This is a genomic window from Psychroflexus salarius (assembly GCF_900129035.1).
Taxonomy (GTDB): Bacteria; Bacteroidota; Bacteroidia; order Flavobacteriales; family Flavobacteriaceae; genus Psychroflexus; species Psychroflexus salarius.
The window spans coordinates 49780-66206 of record NZ_FQTW01000011.1; the positions used below are offsets into that span (position 1 = coordinate 49780).

Annotated in this window: 17 protein-coding genes; 8 read left to right on the plus strand and 9 right to left on the minus strand. The window is 31.1% G+C overall.

Annotation, left to right across the window (positions count from 1 at the left end; translation table 11 throughout):
* Window position 1 precedes the first annotated feature (1 nt).
* On the plus strand, window positions 2–883 hold the full coding sequence (locus tag BUB82_RS10905) for a glycosyltransferase (protein WP_073193656.1): 882 nt from the start codon (window positions 2–4) through the stop codon (window positions 881–883).
* Between the two features lie 185 nt (window positions 884–1068).
* Here BUB82_RS10905 and BUB82_RS10910 read toward each other — a convergent pair whose 3' ends face one another.
* Window positions 1069–1869, minus strand: a complete 801-nt coding sequence (locus BUB82_RS10910) for a glycosyltransferase family 2 protein (RefSeq protein WP_073193657.1) — start codon at window positions 1867–1869, stop codon at window positions 1069–1071.
* 77 nt (window positions 1870–1946) lie between these two features.
* The gene (locus BUB82_RS10915) at window positions 1947–2816 is read right to left on the minus strand and encodes a hypothetical protein (RefSeq protein ID WP_073193658.1); all 870 of its coding nucleotides are present in this window, start codon (window positions 2814–2816) and stop codon (window positions 1947–1949) included.
* 68 nt (window positions 2817–2884) lie between these two features.
* Between BUB82_RS10915 and BUB82_RS10920 the strand changes: the two genes are divergently transcribed.
* On the plus strand, window positions 2885–3961 hold the full coding sequence (locus tag BUB82_RS10920) for a glycosyltransferase family 2 protein (RefSeq protein WP_073193659.1): 1077 nt from the start codon (window positions 2885–2887) through the stop codon (window positions 3959–3961).
* 7 nt (window positions 3962–3968) lie between these two features.
* Complete coding sequence (locus tag BUB82_RS10925) at window positions 3969–4724, plus strand: Kdo domain containing protein (RefSeq protein ID WP_073193660.1); 756 nt, start codon at window positions 3969–3971, stop codon at window positions 4722–4724.
* Here the strand turns inward: BUB82_RS10925 and BUB82_RS10930 are convergent.
* The 3 genes from BUB82_RS10930 to BUB82_RS10940 all read right to left on the minus strand — a co-directional run bounded on the left by BUB82_RS10930 (window position 4721) and on the right by BUB82_RS10940 (window position 7575).
* Window positions 4721–5506 (minus strand): glycosyltransferase family 2 protein, encoded by a 786-nt coding sequence (locus BUB82_RS10930; protein ID WP_073193661.1) that lies wholly within the window; start codon window positions 5504–5506, stop codon window positions 4721–4723. The two genes, BUB82_RS10925 and BUB82_RS10930, sit on opposite strands and share 4 nt — an antisense overlap.
* A 150-nt stretch (window positions 5507–5656) precedes the next feature.
* Window positions 5657–7309 (minus strand): amidase family protein, encoded by a 1653-nt coding sequence (locus BUB82_RS10935; protein WP_073193662.1) that lies wholly within the window; start codon window positions 7307–7309, stop codon window positions 5657–5659.
* 38 nt (window positions 7310–7347) lie between these two features.
* Window positions 7348–7575: a hypothetical protein gene (locus BUB82_RS10940; protein WP_073193663.1), complete on the minus strand. Its 228-nt coding sequence runs from the start codon at window positions 7573–7575 to the stop codon at window positions 7348–7350.
* 147 nt (window positions 7576–7722) lie between these two features.
* On the opposite strand from BUB82_RS10940, the gene BUB82_RS10945 reads away from it, so the two are divergent.
* The 4 genes from BUB82_RS10945 to BUB82_RS10960 all read left to right on the plus strand — a co-directional run bounded on the left by BUB82_RS10945 (window position 7723) and on the right by BUB82_RS10960 (window position 10643).
* Entirely contained in the window at window positions 7723–8166 is a 444-nt protein-coding gene (locus BUB82_RS10945) for a VOC family protein (RefSeq protein WP_073193664.1), read from the plus strand.
* 36 nt (window positions 8167–8202) lie between these two features.
* Entirely contained in the window at window positions 8203–8640 is a 438-nt protein-coding gene (locus tag BUB82_RS10950) for a hypothetical protein (protein WP_143185685.1), read from the plus strand.
* A 74-nt stretch (window positions 8641–8714) separates the two neighbouring features.
* Window positions 8715–10022 carry a T9SS type A sorting domain-containing protein gene (locus BUB82_RS10955; protein WP_073193666.1) on the plus strand — a complete coding sequence of 436 codons (1308 nt, stop codon included), beginning with the start codon at window positions 8715–8717 and terminating at the stop codon, window positions 10020–10022.
* A gap of 18 nt (window positions 10023–10040) precedes the next feature.
* Window positions 10041–10643: a DUF1684 domain-containing protein gene (locus BUB82_RS10960; RefSeq protein WP_073193667.1), complete on the plus strand. Its 603-nt coding sequence runs from the start codon at window positions 10041–10043 to the stop codon at window positions 10641–10643.
* A gap of 46 nt (window positions 10644–10689) precedes the next feature.
* On the opposite strand, the gene BUB82_RS10965 is transcribed toward BUB82_RS10960, so the two are convergent.
* The 3 genes from BUB82_RS10965 to mnmE all read right to left on the minus strand — a co-directional run bounded on the left by BUB82_RS10965 (window position 10690) and on the right by mnmE (window position 14302).
* Window positions 10690–12204 carry a BCCT family transporter gene (locus tag BUB82_RS10965; protein WP_073193668.1) on the minus strand — a complete coding sequence of 505 codons (1515 nt, stop codon included), beginning with the start codon at window positions 12202–12204 and terminating at the stop codon, window positions 10690–10692.
* Window positions 12205–12276: 72 nt separating this feature from the next.
* Complete coding sequence (locus tag BUB82_RS10970; protein WP_073193669.1) at window positions 12277–12696, minus strand: nucleoside deaminase; 420 nt, start codon at window positions 12694–12696, stop codon at window positions 12277–12279.
* Window positions 12697–12895: 199 nt separating this feature from the next.
* Window positions 12896–14302, minus strand: a complete 1407-nt coding sequence (gene mnmE / locus BUB82_RS10975) for a tRNA uridine-5-carboxymethylaminomethyl(34) synthesis GTPase MnmE (RefSeq protein WP_073193670.1) — start codon at window positions 14300–14302, stop codon at window positions 12896–12898.
* 83 nt (window positions 14303–14385) lie between these two features.
* On the opposite strand from mnmE, the gene BUB82_RS10980 reads away from it, so the two are divergent.
* The gene (locus tag BUB82_RS10980) at window positions 14386–14745 is read left to right on the plus strand and encodes a DUF4870 domain-containing protein (RefSeq protein ID WP_073193671.1); all 360 of its coding nucleotides are present in this window, start codon (window positions 14386–14388) and stop codon (window positions 14743–14745) included.
* Window positions 14746–14794: 49 nt separating this feature from the next.
* Here BUB82_RS10980 and dnaN read toward each other — a convergent pair whose 3' ends face one another.
* Entirely contained in the window at window positions 14795–15913 is a 1119-nt protein-coding gene (gene dnaN / locus BUB82_RS10985; RefSeq protein ID WP_073193672.1) for a DNA polymerase III subunit beta, read from the minus strand.
* Window positions 15914–16427 lie beyond the last annotated feature (514 nt).

Consider the following 16427-nt stretch of genomic DNA (forward strand, 5'->3'; position numbering starts at 1 on the left):
AATGAAAGTATTACATGTTTCTGGTGCGAATTCTTGGGGTGGTAATGAGCAACAGTTATTTAATTTAGTGACACATCTTAATCAAGTTGACAATGCTATTTTTGGAACTAAAAATTCACCTGTTGAAAAACATGCTTCTAAAAACCAAATACCATTTTTTGCCTCTAAAACTCCAAAACTAAAGTCAGTTAAAAACATTAGTCGTTTTTTTGAAGTGATTCAACAATTTAATCCTGAAGTTATTCATCTACACACAAGTTGCTCGCTAACATTGTGTTTTTATGCTTCACTTTGTAAATCCATTAAAGCTAAAGTAGTATTTGAAAAAAAAGGAATCAGTAATAGTTCAAGTTATTTAAGTCGACTGAAGTATAATTCAAGTTCAATTAACCATATTGTTTGTGTTTCAAACTATGTTAAACAACATTTCAAGTCGATGTTGACCAAAAAAAATCAGCAGAAATTAAGTGTTGTTAATGATTCTTTTAATCTTGATTTTAAGGAAGTAGATTATGATTCTATGGTAGACTCTTCAAAATTTGTTGTTGGAAATATTGCCAATCATTCAGCTGCCAAAGATTTAGATAGGTTTATTGATGTCGCTGACCAGCTTGTAAACCATCATCAAATAAAAGACATCCAATTTGTACAAGTTGGCGGTTTTTCAAAATTAACGCCTGAATATAAAAGTCGATTGAAAGAGCTGAATTTGGAAGAGCATGTTTTATTTATAGGTCAATTTAATCAAGCCTATTTATTACATGATTATTTTGATGTTTTTTTATTAACATCTGAGCGTGAGGGTGGTCCAACATCTTTATTAGAGGCTTTTTACTTTAAAACAAAAGTTGTAGTACACGTGTTGGTATTTCTGAAACATTAATTAAACATGGTGAAAATGCTTATATAGCTGATGTAAAAGATAGCGAACAATTAGCTGATTTTGTTTTGGGTTTATATAAAAATAAATCAAGATTTGATGAAGTTTTAAACAGCAATAAAGATTTTGTAATCAAAAACTTCACATCTGACATACAAGCTGAAAAAGTAGAAAAAATTTACAGAAGTTTATTTTAAAAACTGATCAACACCTTTTTCGCAATAAGTCAGTTTTTTCTCAGTAGTTTGTTCTTCTATTTCTCTATTAATATCAATATGAGATTTTGATTGTTCTTTATGATAAATATGATAAGCAATCCCTGAAAATTTAAGACGCTTCCCCTTGATACCAATATTATGTAATCGCTGAATCATTTCAGAATCATCAATTCCCCAGCCAACGAGGTTTTCGTTAAAACCATTTACTTTGATAAAATCTTTTCGCCAAAAAGACATATTGCATCCGCGTAATTTTCGAGAGCGCTGATCAACAGGTTTATAGATATTTGTTAGTGCTGGAAGATGTAAAGTTCTTCCACGTTTTTTAATTCCTTTTGAAAAATAATTAAAATGAATTTGCTTTTTCTTAATCAACTCTTCAAGGTATTCTTCTTGAATGTTTGCTCTTGAACCATACAGGTAAAGACCTTTTTTTGCAAAATTAAGATGATCTTTTACAAAATTCTTATGCATGATAATGTCGCCATCTATTTCAATAATATACGGATATTTAGCCTTTGCAATTGCTTTATTCATAATACGAGGCTTGCGATTTCCTTTGTCTTCATGCCAGATATGGTGCAATGGAACTGGAAAGTTTTTTTGAAATTTTTCAACCAATCGTTTTGTGTCATTTGTTGAGCCATCATCAGCAACAATCACTTCATCAGGTAGTTGATTTTGATTTAAAACACTAAGTAGCAAAAGTTCAAGCGCTTCAGGCCAATTATAAGTTGGTGTAATAAGACTTGATTTCGTAACATTAGACATTTTGATATTCAATTTAATGTAATTTGTGAGTAAAATTAATAATACTATTAGCAGGAATTTACTGATACCTAAGTTTTTTATTTGAAAATTTTAAGATGCTTAAACCATTGGCCGAAATTTTTTCTAATTAAGTACACTTTAGATATTCTTAAATTTGAAGTTTTGTGTATTGTTTTTTTAAATTCATTAAGATCTTTTTGATTAAAGTACTCTAAATCTTTCCAAACTTTAGGATCTAAATAAAATGTATTTTTAATTTTATGATAATTGTATTTATTAGCACTTTTCCATTTACAAAAAAAACTTTTATTAAGCTCATTAGTGTGGCCCCAATTATTTAATTTAAATTTTAGTTCCTCTTCATCTCTGGATAAGCTTTCATGAATTAATAGATTATCTGTGTAAATTATTCGTTCTTTAGTTTTACGAGCCAACTTGTAATTGGGAAAATTAGTAGCTAAAAGAACTTTTGTGGGTTTTTTTACATATAAAATTCCATCATCTAAATATTTATAGATATTTATTAAAAAACCTGAAACTTGTATTGGGTTAGATTTAGGTTTTTTTAAATAGTGATCATACTTTCTCAATGTATCAATAAATTTTTTAAAGTCTATAAATATTTCGTCAGCATCTATTTGAATAAGCCAATTCCCTATACCCATTTTTATAGATAGCATATGACGTTCTCTAGTGTCATTTTGTATGGGAGAAAGTTCTGGTTTAAAAAAGTTATCTTTGTAAATGATAATCTTATTTTCTGTATCAAATTTCTTCAACCATAAGAAAAAATTATTATCGATAACAAAAACTTCACCCGACCAAGTTCTTAAATTTTTATCTATTGCCAAATAAATAGCATCGGAATATTTATAAACTGCTGGAATAGATTTTTTTAATCTATTGTAATCGTAAGATAATAAAAATCCAACTTTAATTTTTCTCATGTTTCACTAATATTTTGTTTATATAAATGTATTTTGCTAAAGTAAAATAAATATAATAATGGTGAATAATGATAGATTTTAAAAAAAAACTAATTAGTATTATAATACCTAGTTATAATGCTAGTGATTTTATTGATAATGTATTAAATAGCGTATTAAACCAATCTTATTTATATTGGGAGTGCATTATTATTAATGATGGTAGTACAGATGGAACAGAAGAAAAAGTTAACTTATGGATAAAAAAGGACATTCGCTTTAAGCTAGTTACAATAAGAAACAAAGGTGTTTCTTCTGCACGAAATGAAGGTCTTAAACATGTTAGGGGAGAATATATATTTTTTTTAGATTCTGATGATTTGCTTGATAAGGAATGTTTAAATGATTTAATTAAATTAACAAATAGCGATATTGATATCGTCATTGGAAAAAACGCTTCTACATATGGTCAAACAAAAAAAATTAATAAAAAGTTAAGACATAACAAGTTAGTTAATAGGGAATTAAGTGATTTAGATTTTTTAGAACTCTCTTTAAGAGAGCCTTTTGATATTGTTGTGTGGAATAAGCTTTATAGTTCAAAATTTATCTTTTCAAAAAACTTAAATTTTATTGATAAAATTTTGCATGAAGATGAAATGTGGTTTTTTGAAACCATGTATTATGCCAAAAATATAATCTTTAATTCTAAAGTTACTTATTATTATAATATTGCGAACTATCATTCAATAACTAAAAATTACACATTAAAAAATCTTAAGTCTTGTATTTTTATTATTAATAATATTTATTTAAATTATTATTTAAAAGAAAATAATGCAAAGAAAAAATCTATTATAGGAGCTTACATACTAAACCTTCAGATTACTACTATTTCTGCTTTTTTTAGATTTATGAGATTTCATAAGTGCTTTGGTTTTAGAGAAGAAGGGTTAATGATGATTAAAAAGCATTTGAAGCAATTGAATGCTATAGAATATAATCAAATAAATAAAAAAAAGGCTAAACAATTTGAAATACTTAAACTTTATGCAATTGATAATCCTGAAATATCCTATAGATTAATCAGAAATCTAAATAAAAACAATATTTTAAAGTATTTAGAGAATTTGTTTTTAAAATACAAGCTAAATTTGCGACTTTAAATAAATTATGCGAGCAGTATTTAATCCGACTTACCAGGACGATAAAAAAGAGTTATTATCCTTTATTGAAAACTTTACAACAAGTGGTGAAAGTTTTGGAAATGGAGATAGAAACCGGATTAAGTTATTCGATTTTAAGGCAAGAAAAATTAACATCAAAGCCTTTAAAACCCCTAATTTAATCAACCAGTTTGCCTATAAATATATACGACACTCTAAAGCTGAGCGATCTTTTGAGTATGCAAATAAACTTACTGACTTAGGTATTGGAACGCCCGAACCTATAGCTTATATTGAAAATTATGGAGGTTTAGGACTTAAAGATTCTTATTATATCAGTTTTCATGATGAACCAAAATATACTTATCGTGATTTAGTGCATCATTTTGATTTGCCTCATTATGATAAGATTTTAAGAGCTTTCACTAAGTTTTCATTTCAACTGCATGAAAAAGGTGTTGAGTTTTTAGATCATTCGCCAGGAAACACTTTGATTTATGTTAAACCAGAAGGTGGTTTTGAATTTAAACTAGTTGATTTAAATCGGATGCGATTTAGAGCATTAGATTTTGATAGCCGAATGAAAAACCTTAGCCGATTAACGCCAAAACGTGAAATGATCGAAGTCATGGCTGACGAATATGCTAAACATTACACAAAAACTTCTGTTGAAGTGTTTGATTTATTGTGGCATTATACTTCAGAGTTTCAACGAAAGTTCCATAAAAAGCAAGCTTTAAAACGAAAATTTAAAGGTCGCTAGGTTTTTTGTAATTCTTGTTCTTGCTGATTGAGTTGCTTCAATTCAGGGTAGCGATGAAAAACACTTAAAGCATTGAGGTAACAAATAATCAAGCCTTTTTTACCATCTAAAAATCCTAGTCGAATAAGGTAAGCATGTAAAAATTTATAAGCTGGCTTAATGTAAAAGTGAAAAAAGTTGGGCTTTACACCTTTTAGAAAGAGTTCTTTAGCCTTTAATTTAGCGTAACTTTTCATCTTAGCTTTATAACTTTCATAATCAATATATGAAAAATGAATCAGCTGGTGGTTGAGTGTTTTAGTTGAACCTTTAACATTGAGTATTTCGTGTACTAAGCGTTCTTTCGTGTAACGGCATTTCGATTTTTTAAATAAACGAATATTTTTATCGGTTTGCCAGCCACTAAAATGAAGCGGTTGCTGTTTAAACATAAACTTGCGCTTAAAAAAATAAGCATCGGCGGTTTCAGTTGAAGTAATTTCGGAGATCACTTCTTCAGTAAGTTCAGGCGTAAGGCGTTCATCAGCATCTAAAAACAAAACCCATTCGTGCTTAGCGTGGTCAAGAGCTAAATTTCTTTGATCTGTAAAATTATCAAACGCATTTTGAATAAACTTTACTTTTGGAAACTGCTGAGCTATTTCTGCTGTTTCATCATTAGAAAAAGAATCAACAATCACAATTTCATCAACAAAGTCAAGGTTATTAATGACTTCAGCAATATTATTCGCTTCATTAAGCGTTATGATTAGTCCACTTATTTTAGGTTTGTTTTTAGGCATAAAAGCGTCTAGCTTGTTAACACTACAAATAAACAAAAATTAATTTTCACAAAAGCTTAGAAGTTGTGAATTGGTTGATTTAAGGTTGATATAACTTAGAAATTAATCGAATACTAGGATATAATATTTAAAAATGATTATTTGATTAATTTAAGGTTGAATGGTTTTTGAATTTTCCTGTGGCGGTTTACGATAGTTCGTCAATTGCTCGTAAAAATGTGCTAGTTTTAATAAGTTTTTTTCTCGCCCAGCTTTCATGATAATGGTTAAGCCTTGAGGTTCGCCTGATTTGCTGTAACCCATCGGGATGGTAATTGCCGGATATTTGGCAACAGCAGCTTGACCAGCATTATAATTATTAATTGATAAAATAGCATCGAGTTGGTAGTTATTAAACAGTTCATCGAAATAAGTTTTTCCAGATTGAATTAAATTTTGACGGATAGAGTCAAGTTCAGTATCGTTTAAATCTTGACGAACAATACCATTTAATCTCGCTTGTCCGTATGGCATACGAAGTAAAGAATCTTTAGTATTGAAATTTACCACATCAGAAACGCTTCTAACTTCAACAGAATCTGAAGCAAACTGCTTAAGGTAAGCTTCGAGGTCTCGTTTCATATCGCCATTGAGTAGTGCTAGAAATCCACTAAAATTCATTGGTTTTGGTTCAATAACTTCAACTTGTAATGAATTATTTTTAAAAATATCAATAGATTGTAGGTACAATGAATCTTTCATATAAGCTTTTATGGCACCTAATCGAATTTCAGATGGTGCTTCAATAGAAGTTAATGTATAATCTTCAGTTTTTGTTTGGCTTCGCATCGCAGATAACAAAATGGCATTATCAGCAACAGTTCTTGTAATAGGTCCTGGTGTATCTAAAGTGCTGGATATAGGAATAATTCCGTTTTGACTTAATTGGCCAATTGTGGGCTTAAGACCAACCAAAGATTGTTGACTTGAAGGTGATAAAATTGACCCTGAAGTTTCGGTTCCAACAGCCGCCACAGCATAATTGGCCGCAACACTGGCCGCGCTCCCAGAACTTGAGCCGCCAGTATCAAAACGCATTGGTCCGTAAGGATTCATGGTTTGGCCACCAACAGCCGAATAGCCGTTTGGGCAGCCATCACATAGAAAATTTGCCCATTCACTGAGGTTAACTTTTCCTAAGATAATGGCATTATGATTTTTAAGATTAGTCACAATTTCGGCATCTTGACTTGGCTGATGATTAATTAAAGCTAAGGCGCCAGCGGTTGTTGGCATTTCAGCAGTATTGATGTTATCTTTTAATAAGATAGGCATCCCATAAGTAGGATGAAGATTGTCATTTTTTCTTTCATCTAAGATTTCGGCTTGAGCTACAGCATTAGGATTAATAGAAATAATGGCGTTTAAGTTGTTGTGCTGGCTGGTTTCATGCAGAGCAATACGATATAAATACCATTGCGTTAATAATTTGTAGCTTAGCTTATGATCTGCAATATGATTTTGAATATCTAAGATGCTATTCTCATAAATTAAAGGGGAAATTTCAGAATATTTATTTTCAGTGAAGCCTTCAAGTTGAGGCTTAATAACTTTTAAGAGCTCATTTTTATTAAAAACACGTGATTGTATTAATTGATATCGAAGTAAGGGATCATCATTTTGTTGACTAGAATCGATTAAGGCCGACTCGTCGTAAGCTTCCCAAGTATCAAACTCAGGATAATTTGTTTTAGATGAAGGATTGTTGCAGGCTTGTAATGCTAGCAAAACTGTTAGTATAAAAATAAGCTTGTTTATTGTCATAATTCAATTTTATATTGATAATTCAAAATATTATTAACCTAATTATTTTTCTTCTTTAATTTCAATTTTAAGTGTTGAATTTCAGCATTTTTATCCTTCAATTCAAGTTTGAAATACTTTAAGCTTGTAAGTAAATATATCAGTACAAGAACATTTCTAACATCAGTTGAAATATAGTCAGTCAAAAAATTAAACTGACTAGAAAGCCACAAAATACCGAATAAGACAATTGAAACTGTTGAAGTTATTTTAAATATTTTTTTCATTTCATTTTAATGAGTTTTCTAAAATAGCAATTTTAACAAAACCAGTCCATATAAACTTTTCAACATCAATTTGAAATCAATTTATTTGTCAGATTGTAAAATTATCTCAGGCTAATAAATTTTTATATATTTAAACAAAACATAAAAATGGATGACTTAACAGATAAAAACGAAAAGCAACCAAAAGTAACAGGGATTGGTGGTGTTTTCTTTTTTTCGGAAAACCCAGAACAAACTCGGAATTGGTACGCTGAACATTTAGGGCTTGAGGTTAATCAATGGGGTTCAAGTTTTGAATTTAGAAACGCCCATAAACCCGAAGAAATTAATTATTTACAATGGAGTCCTTTTAAAAACGATAGTGATTATTTCAAGCCTTCAGAAAAAGAGTTTATGATTAATTATCGCGTTCAAAATATCGAAGCTTTAGTTGAGCAGCTAAAGAGCAAAGGTGTTAGTATTCTTGATGCTATTGAAAGCTTTGATTATGGTAAATTTGTTCATATCATGGATGCTGAAGGACGTAAAATAGAACTTTGGGAGCCTGTTGATCATGTTTTTACAGAAATGGGAGGAAAGACTACTAAATGATTGGATTTTGATAAATATGAATTTAAAACTGAAGCCATGAAGCTAAATTTTAGTGTTCTTTTTGTTTTCATGTTGCTTAGCATCAGCTGTTCTCAGGATGATGAAGATTCATCAACTGAACTAGCATGTGGCGTTGATGCCATGATTACATCAGAAGAAAATTACAATAGTATTGATACATCAAATTACAGTATAATTGATGTTCAACTAGACGGTGATTGTTTAAAACTCACTATCAGCGCAAGCGGTTGTGATGGCGAATCTTGGGAAAGCTATTTTTATAGCGTTGATGCTTTTTATGCCGTATTTCCTAGGCAACGTGTAGCAAAACTCGAATTAATTAATAATGAAGCTTGCTTAGCAGTTATAGAAGCTACCCAAGAATTTGACTTAACGCCATTTCAATTAGAAGGTCAATCTGAAGTGAGTATTACAATAGATGGTTGGGATCAGCAACTAGTTTATGAATATTAAAATTTATTTTTTAAACTTCAATAAGAATAATATGATTAAATTCACACTGTTATAATGTGTTCAAATCAACTTCAATGAAAAAAACTTACTTTTTATTACTTTTTCTTTTATTTTTCGGTTTAATAAAGGCTCAACAGTGGGAAACAGTATCAACAATGCCATCTTATTACAATGCTGTTCAGCTTAAAGTTGTAAACGATAATAACATCATTATTTCTTCAGAAATTTATAAGTTAAGACGTTGGGATGGAAACCAATGGAGTAATATTGGCGACTTTTACAATAGTTTTTCCTCTCCACGTTTTGTTTATTTCGCTGACGATGATATTTATGCCACCAAAAATGATTACTTAAACGGTGATACAACTACAGAATATAATTATATCGCGCATTGGGATGGCACAAGTTGGACAAATGCTAACAATTTAAACGTTGCCAGAACCATCAATAATATTCATGTAATTAGTGCCAATGAAATGTATGCTGTTGGGCAGTTTGAACTGCCAGATTACAGGTGGAAACCTGTGGCAAAATTTGCCAATGGTGCATGGTCTGTTTTAGGCGAAGGCGATCCTCAAGCTGGCGCTTACAGCACATACTCAAACTTGTGGGTTGAAGGACCAAATGAAGTTTATTCTACAAGTGGTTATAGTGATGCTTCCGTCATTCGTATTAAACATTGGGATGGTAATACTTGGGATGTTTTATATAATTTTCAATTAGATGAAGCAGAACGCTTAAGTAGAACACAAGTAAGTAACAATGGTACAATTTATTCATTTGGGTATGAGATAGATTCTAATGATTCTTGCTTGGCGAAATGGAATGGCCAGTATTGGGAAGTTTTAGGAGATATGTCGGCTGAATTAAATTTAGATAATACGACCAGTAATAGTTTTATGTCTTATAAAATTGCTGATAATGGTTATATTTATGTTGTAGGAACTAAACTTGAAGACGATGTTACAAATAACTATATGGTAGCACAATGGGATGGAAGTTCTTGGTCTGAAGTTGGCCAAATTAATGCTTCTGGTGAAGTTTCGGCATTAGATTTTTACAATGATTATATCTATGTGACCTATCATAATTTAGTTAAACGTTTCCCGATAAACACAAACTTGAATGTAGAAACAAGTCCTAATCTTAATAAATTGACGGTTTACCCAAATCCTGCAAGTGAATATCTAAAAATAGATCATTTAAATTCAGAATCAGCTGAAGTTTTAATTTATACATCAAATGGACAACTCGTAAAGAGAGAAAAAATTGATGGCTCAAACACTAATCAAATTGATATTTCAAAAATTAAACCAGGTATTTATTCGGTTATTGTAAATTCAAAATCGTTTAAAACAACTCGAAAGATTATTGTTAAATAACATATCAAAAACATCAAATTGAAATACAAAAGAAAAACGCTTTTATTATTTATTTTACTGATTACTCAAGTAGCTTTATCTCAACAATCTTATCAACGTGAAGTTGAAGCTTTTCAAAAAGAGTTAAATGAATTTTATAGTAATCCGGAAGAATCACCTTTACACCGCGAAGATATAAAGTCATTTCAAGGTCATCCCTTTTTTCCAATTGATAAAACCTATCGTGTAAATGCTAAATTAAAGAAGATTAAAAATCCAAAACCGTTTAAAATGCAAACTTCAACACTTCGCGAACCAACTTATGTGCGTTATGCTTACGCCGAGTTTAAATTAAAAGGAGACAGTTATAAATTGGCTATATATAGAAAATTAGATGAAAGTATTAAAGAAGAAACTGATGATCACTTATTTTTACCATTTACCGATTTAACCAATGGGCTAGAAACCTATGGTGGCGGCCGTTATATTGATTTAGAAGTACCTGAAGGAAATGAAATTATAATCGATTTTAACAAGGCTTATCAACCTTATTGTGCTTATAGTTATCGTTATTCTTGCCCTGTGCCACCTGCCGAAAATGACCTTAATTTAAGAATTGAAGCAGGCGTTCAAGATTTATGATTTACAAATCACGAAAGCTTTAGCTTAAGTTTAAACTGCTTTAGCGTCATTTATATTTAATTTGCTCATCATTTTTTAGGCTTTTAATTAATGAAATACTTACCAGAACCAAAATAATAGCAAATGGAAATCCAGTAGAAATAGAAGCCGATTGTAAAGCAGTTAAACCACCACCAACTAATAAAGCTATGGCTATGGCACCTTCCATAAAAGCCCAAAATACTTTCTGACCTCTTGGCGCATCTAATTTTCCGCCAGAAGTCATTAAATCGACCACTAACGAACCACTATCTGATGAGGTGACAAAAAACGTACCTACTAAAACAATGCAAATAAAGGCGGTGATCTCGTAGTATGGTAAAGTTTCTAAGAGTTTAAAAAGACCAACCGAACTATCTTGTGCTACGATAGAAGCTAAGTCTAAACTTCCATCAAGTTGAAGGCTAAGAGCAGTTCCTCCAAAGACAGACATCCATAAAAATGAAAAAAGCGAAGGAACAATTAAACCATAAATGGCGATTTCTTTAATGGTTCGGCCCTTGGAAATGCGCGCGACAAATGTACCAACAAAAGGCGACCAAGAAATCCACCAGACCCAATAAAACATAGACCAAGCTTTAAACCACTCGCCAGAAGTTCCGTGTTGATTTCTAAACAGACTTAATTCGACTATGCTAGAAGCGTAGTTACCTAAGCTTTCTACAAAACCATCAATTAAGTTAACTGTGCTACCTAGAATTAGAACAAAACCAAAAACTGCTAAAGCAATAATAATATTAGCATTACTCAAATATTTTAATCCTTTATTTAAACCGCTGACCACAGAAATGGTAGCAATGATTGTTATCCCAATAATCGAAATTACTTGTAAACTTGTCGTGCTTTCTAAACCAAAATATTCAGACAAACCTGTACTAAATTGTAAAGCGCCAAAACCTAAAGAAGTGGCTAAACCAAACAAGGTCGCTAAAACGGCAATAATATCAATCAGGTAACCTGGCCATGAATTCATCCGTTGACCAAAAAGCGGAATAAGTGTTGATTTTAGGGATAACGGCGCTTTTTTATTAAAACTAAAATAGGCGAGTGCAATACCTAGAAGCATGTAGATTCCCCAAACGTGAAACCCATAGTGAAAATAAGTATTTCGCATTGCTAAACGTGCTTTTTCAACAGCCGTAGCATCTTCGATAATCGGATGATTAAAGTGAAGCATAGGCTCGGCAACACTAAAATAAACCAATCCAATGCCCATTCCAGCCGAAAATAGCATCGCTACCCACGAAAATTTGTTGAAGCTAGGTTTTGCTTCTTTTCCACCAATTTTAATTTTCCCTAGCTTGCTAAAGGCTAGATATAATACAAAAATTAAAAAGTAGTTAATACCTAAGTTAATTAACCACCCGAAATGAGTAGTCATGTAAGATTGAAAATTTGAAAATCCTGCTTCAGCTTGATCACTAAAAAGTATGGTAAACCCAACAAAAAGTATAGTTATGATGGCAGATGGTATAAATACTGGTTTTGAAATATCAAAATACTTGTTAGTATAATTCTTCATAAATAGAGACTTGTGATTTCAAAGCTATTATAAATATTAATTAAGCAACCCAAAACACCAATTTAAAATATCTTAAGACTTAAATAATTGTATACAGTCTTTACGCTTAATTGAAGGTGTAATTTTAATCGGATACCAAGCCTTTTTTGCTAAGGCTTTCGACGTAATATTTATTTGCTGTCCAAATTGTGCAGCGTCACTAATACTCGCTCCATAAATGAGATGACCAATCCCAGCCCATATTAACGCAGACATACACATTGGGCAAGGTTCAACAGTGGTGTATAACTTAAGTTCAATAGGTGAATGATAGGATAGCTGATTCATATGCTGGATAACATTAAGTTCGGCATGAGCTTGTGGACCATCACTTGAAGTAGTATTGCAAGCTGCATAAAAATCACCCTTATCATTTACTAAAACAGCGCCAAAAGGTGTATTACCATGTTCGGCTTTAGCAATAGCTTTTTGCATCCATTCTAAATCAGTCATATAAGTTGAGTTTTTTGAGTCTTAATATAAAGAATTAGTTTTAGTATTTGATTTTAAGACTCTATGATTAAAAAATATACCAACTTTCCTTAAGTCGAACTGAAAATAGCAGATTGTCAGAGTATCTGAAATTTAGAATTTATACTACTTATTAAGATTTCGGACTTATAGATAGCCTATAATTAAAATCTAAAATTATTCACTTTCCGATACAGAAATTAGCAAAAATATTACCTAAAAGTTCATCGTTTGTAACTTCACCAGTGATTTCACCAAAGTGGTATAATGCTTGTCTCACGTCTATTGCTAATAAATCAGTGGTAAGACCTTCATTTAAACCTTGTTGCACTTCATTAATTTCTTTTAAAGCTGCTTGTAGTGCACTGTAATGTCTGGCATTAGTTACAATTGCATCTTGTGAGTGTAAAGCACCAGTATCAACTAAATCAACTAAGCTTTGTTTTAAATTTTCTATGCCTAAATTTTGCTTAGCTGCTATAAATTTTATGTTTGGGAAAAATGTTAAGATAAGTTCTTTCTGATTGATACTTAATTGATCTACTTTGTTAGCGATTAAAATGAAAGCTTGGTCTGGAAACTTCAGTTGAAGGTCATTAATTTCCTTTTTTAAATTTTCAAGATTAATTTCAGCTTTATCATTTTCGAATAATTTAAGACTATCAATTAATCGAATTACAATTTGTGATTGCTTAATCTTTTCGAAGGTGCGTTGTATGCCTAAACCTTCAATTTGATCTTGTGTTTCTCTAATCCCAGCAGTATCTATAAACCGAAATCCAATTCCGTTAATCGCTATTTCATCTTCAATCGTATCGCGTGTTGTCCCTGCAATGTCGCTTACAATAGCGCGTTCCTCATTAAGAAAAGCGTTAAGCAAAGTTGATTTACCAACATTGGGTTCACCTACGATAGCAACAGGAATGCCTTTCTTTAAAACATTACCAACGGCAAAGGAATCAATAAGCTGTTTTAAAATTTTTTCAATCTTGGTAACTAAGCCTTTAAATTGTTCTCTATTAGCAAATTCAACATCTTCCTCAGAAAAATCTAATTCTAATTCAATTAACGAGGCAAAATCTAAAAGCTCTTGTCGTAAAGTCTTCAGTTGGTTTGTAAAGCCACCACGCATTTGCTGCATGGCTAATTGATGAGACGCAGCATTATCACTCGCAATTAAATCGGCTACAGCTTCAGCCTGGCTTAAATCCATTTTTCCATTTAGGAATGCACGCATTGTAAATTCACCAGCATTTGCTACCCGACAACCTTTATTGATGAGTAATTGTATGACTTCAGTAAGGATAAAATGACTTCCATGACAAGAAAATTCAACTGTCGGTTCACCGGTGTAAGAGCGTTGACCTTTAAATATTGTGGTAAGTGCTTCATCAATGATTCGTTCGCCATCACTTATTTCACCTAAATGAACTGTATGAGAATTTAGTGTACTTAATGCCTTTTTACTTTTAGCGTTAAAAACCTGTTCACTAATTATAATAGCTTCTGGTCCACTTACGCGAATAATACCGATGGCGCCATTTCCTGAAGGTGTTGCTAATGCAACAATAGTATCTTGTGTTGTCATAGGGCAAAGGTAATCACTATTTTTTTCTGTAAGCTTGTAACATTTTTTAAAATTTACGTCTTATTTTTAGAATAGCAAAAATTATGGAAGTATACGGAAATATAAAGCGAGAAGATCGACAAACTTTAGTTTTAACTCATTTATCGCAATTATTAGATTTTGTAACTGGCTTTGGAGGTCTTATTGTTCCATTGATTATTTGGATTACCCAGCGTGATAAAATTTTAGATATGGATGAAACTGGAAAAGCTATTTTGAATTTTCAAATCACCATGATTTTATTAGGTGCTTTATCAATTCCACTTATTTTATTTGCTCTTTTAGGTTTAGTGCTATTAGGCCTTATAATATTATTATCTTTAATCTTTCCGATTGTGAATGCCATTAAAGCAAATAATGGCGAGGTGCCACATTATCCCTTATCGATTAAATTTATTTCATAAAAAAAGTAGTCAAATTAATGACTACTTAATTTAATGAAATTTTTTGTATTTATCGGCTAAGCATGACAGGCATGACCAACATAGTAACTTCTTCTCCGTCTTCTAGACCGTCAACAGGGGTTAAAATTCCAGCTCGATTAGGAAGACTCATTCTTAGTTGAACTTGGTCTGAGTTTAAATTGTTAAGCATTTCGACTAGAAATTTAGAATTGAACCCAATTTCTAAATCATCTCCTTGATAGTCACAAGTTAATCGTTCACTAGCGCTGTTAGAATAATCTAAATCTTCTGCAGATATTTGAAGTTCACTTCCTGCAATTTTTAGTCTAATTTGATGTGTTGTTTTATTTGAAAATATTGATACACGTTTAACTGAATTTAAAAACAGGCTACGATCGACTATTAGAATATTAGGATTCTCTTTAGGAATAACAGCTTCATAATTAGGATATTTACCATCAACTAATCTGCAAACGAGTTCAATATCCTCAAACGTAAATTTAGCATTTGAATCATTGTATGAAATTACTACATCGCTATCCTCACCTGTTAAGAAATTTCTTAATAGTTGAAGTGGTTTTTTAGGCATGATAAATTCAGCTGAATGTTCTTGAACCTTATCTTTACGGTGGTATTTAACTAATTTGTGAGCGTCGGTACCAACAAATGTTGCACCTATTTCGTTCAGTTGAAATAAAACACCATTCATTACTGGTCTTAAATCATCATTTCCTGTCGCAAATAAAGTTTTGTTAATTGCTGTAGCAAGAACATCACCTATTATTTCAGTTGTAGAAGGATCATCTAATTCTACTTCATTTGGGTAATCTTCTGCATTTGCATAAGCGATTTCATATTTTCCATGATCAGAACTTATTTCAACAATGTTGTTCTCTTCAATAATAAATGTCAAAGGTTGCTCAGGAAAAGTTTTTAAGGTATCTAGTAATAATTTTGCAGGAACTGCGACTCGACCGTTATCTGAACTTTCAATATTCAATTTAGCGGTGATTGTGGTTTCAAGATCTGAGGCTGTAACGTATAATTCATTACCATTTATATTAAACAGAAAATTGTCTAATATAGGTAAAGTGTTATTGCTATTGAGAACGCCGCCCAACAGTTGAAGTTTTTTCAACATATAAGCACTTGATACAATAAATTTCATAATTAATAAATTTTGGGTACAAATATATTTTTATTTGGTTAAATAAGGTTTATTTTTTAAATCGAATTTATACATTTTGTTATACATTTATTAAGTTTAATTTTTAACTAGACCATCAAAATAAAAATTATTATCAATTACACGTTTGATTTACTCCACATATAAGATTTTGTAGCTTAATTTTGACGAAGCATAAAAATGCGTATAATGTTAGTTTTTCTGAATTATACCTATTTGTATTCTAATATTTTACACCATATTAGGTAGAGTCAATACCGATAGTGTGGTGTTTGAGTGATTTATTAATCAATTATATATTGTTGAATTTTGAATAAATATTTTTTACAAATAGTTAGTTAGTAATTAATTAGGGATTATTTGTCAAAAACGTTTAAAAAAAGTTTTGTGATTGCGGATAGAGGTTGTAGTTTTGCGCCCCGCAAGGAAATAAAGTTCTTTAAAAGTATTTAAGATTGATTTTGTGTAAGGGCTGTAAAATTTTTTTTCTAAAAAA

Bases quoted from the DNA above. Each gene is read 5' to 3' on its own strand.
- BUB82_RS10905 (WP_073193656.1), top strand. From the start codon at position 2: ATGAAAGTATTACATGTTTCTGGTGCGAATTCTTGGGGTGGTAATGAG.
- BUB82_RS10910 (WP_073193657.1), bottom strand. From the start codon at position 1,869: ATGTCTAATGTTACGAAATCAAGTCTTATTACACCAACTTATAATTGG.
- BUB82_RS10915 (WP_073193658.1), bottom strand. From the start codon at position 2,816: ATGAGAAAAATTAAAGTTGGATTTTTATTATCTTACGATTACAATAGA.
- BUB82_RS10920 (WP_073193659.1), top strand. From the start codon at position 2,885: ATGATAGATTTTAAAAAAAAACTAATTAGTATTATAATACCTAGTTAT.
- BUB82_RS10925 (WP_073193660.1), top strand. From the start codon at position 3,969: ATGCGAGCAGTATTTAATCCGACTTACCAGGACGATAAAAAAGAGTTA.
- BUB82_RS10930 (WP_073193661.1), bottom strand. From the start codon at position 5,506: ATGCCTAAAAACAAACCTAAAATAAGTGGACTAATCATAACGCTTAAT.
- BUB82_RS10935 (WP_073193662.1), bottom strand. From the start codon at position 7,309: ATGACAATAAACAAGCTTATTTTTATACTAACAGTTTTGCTAGCATTA.
- BUB82_RS10940 (WP_073193663.1), bottom strand. From the start codon at position 7,575: ATGAAAAAAATATTTAAAATAACTTCAACAGTTTCAATTGTCTTATTC.
- BUB82_RS10945 (WP_073193664.1), top strand. From the start codon at position 7,723: ATGGATGACTTAACAGATAAAAACGAAAAGCAACCAAAAGTAACAGGG.
- BUB82_RS10950 (WP_143185685.1), top strand. From the start codon at position 8,203: ATGAAGCTAAATTTTAGTGTTCTTTTTGTTTTCATGTTGCTTAGCATC.
- BUB82_RS10955 (WP_073193666.1), top strand. From the start codon at position 8,715: ATGAAAAAAACTTACTTTTTATTACTTTTTCTTTTATTTTTCGGTTTA.
- BUB82_RS10965 (WP_073193668.1), bottom strand. From the start codon at position 12,204: ATGAAGAATTATACTAACAAGTATTTTGATATTTCAAAACCAGTATTT.
- BUB82_RS10970 (WP_073193669.1), bottom strand. From the start codon at position 12,696: ATGACTGATTTAGAATGGATGCAAAAAGCTATTGCTAAAGCCGAACAT.
- mnmE (WP_073193670.1), bottom strand. From the start codon at position 14,302: ATGACAACACAAGATACTATTGTTGCATTAGCAACACCTTCAGGAAAT.
- BUB82_RS10980 (WP_073193671.1), top strand. From the start codon at position 14,386: ATGGAAGTATACGGAAATATAAAGCGAGAAGATCGACAAACTTTAGTT.
- dnaN (WP_073193672.1), bottom strand. From the start codon at position 15,913: ATGAAATTTATTGTATCAAGTGCTTATATGTTGAAAAAACTTCAACTG.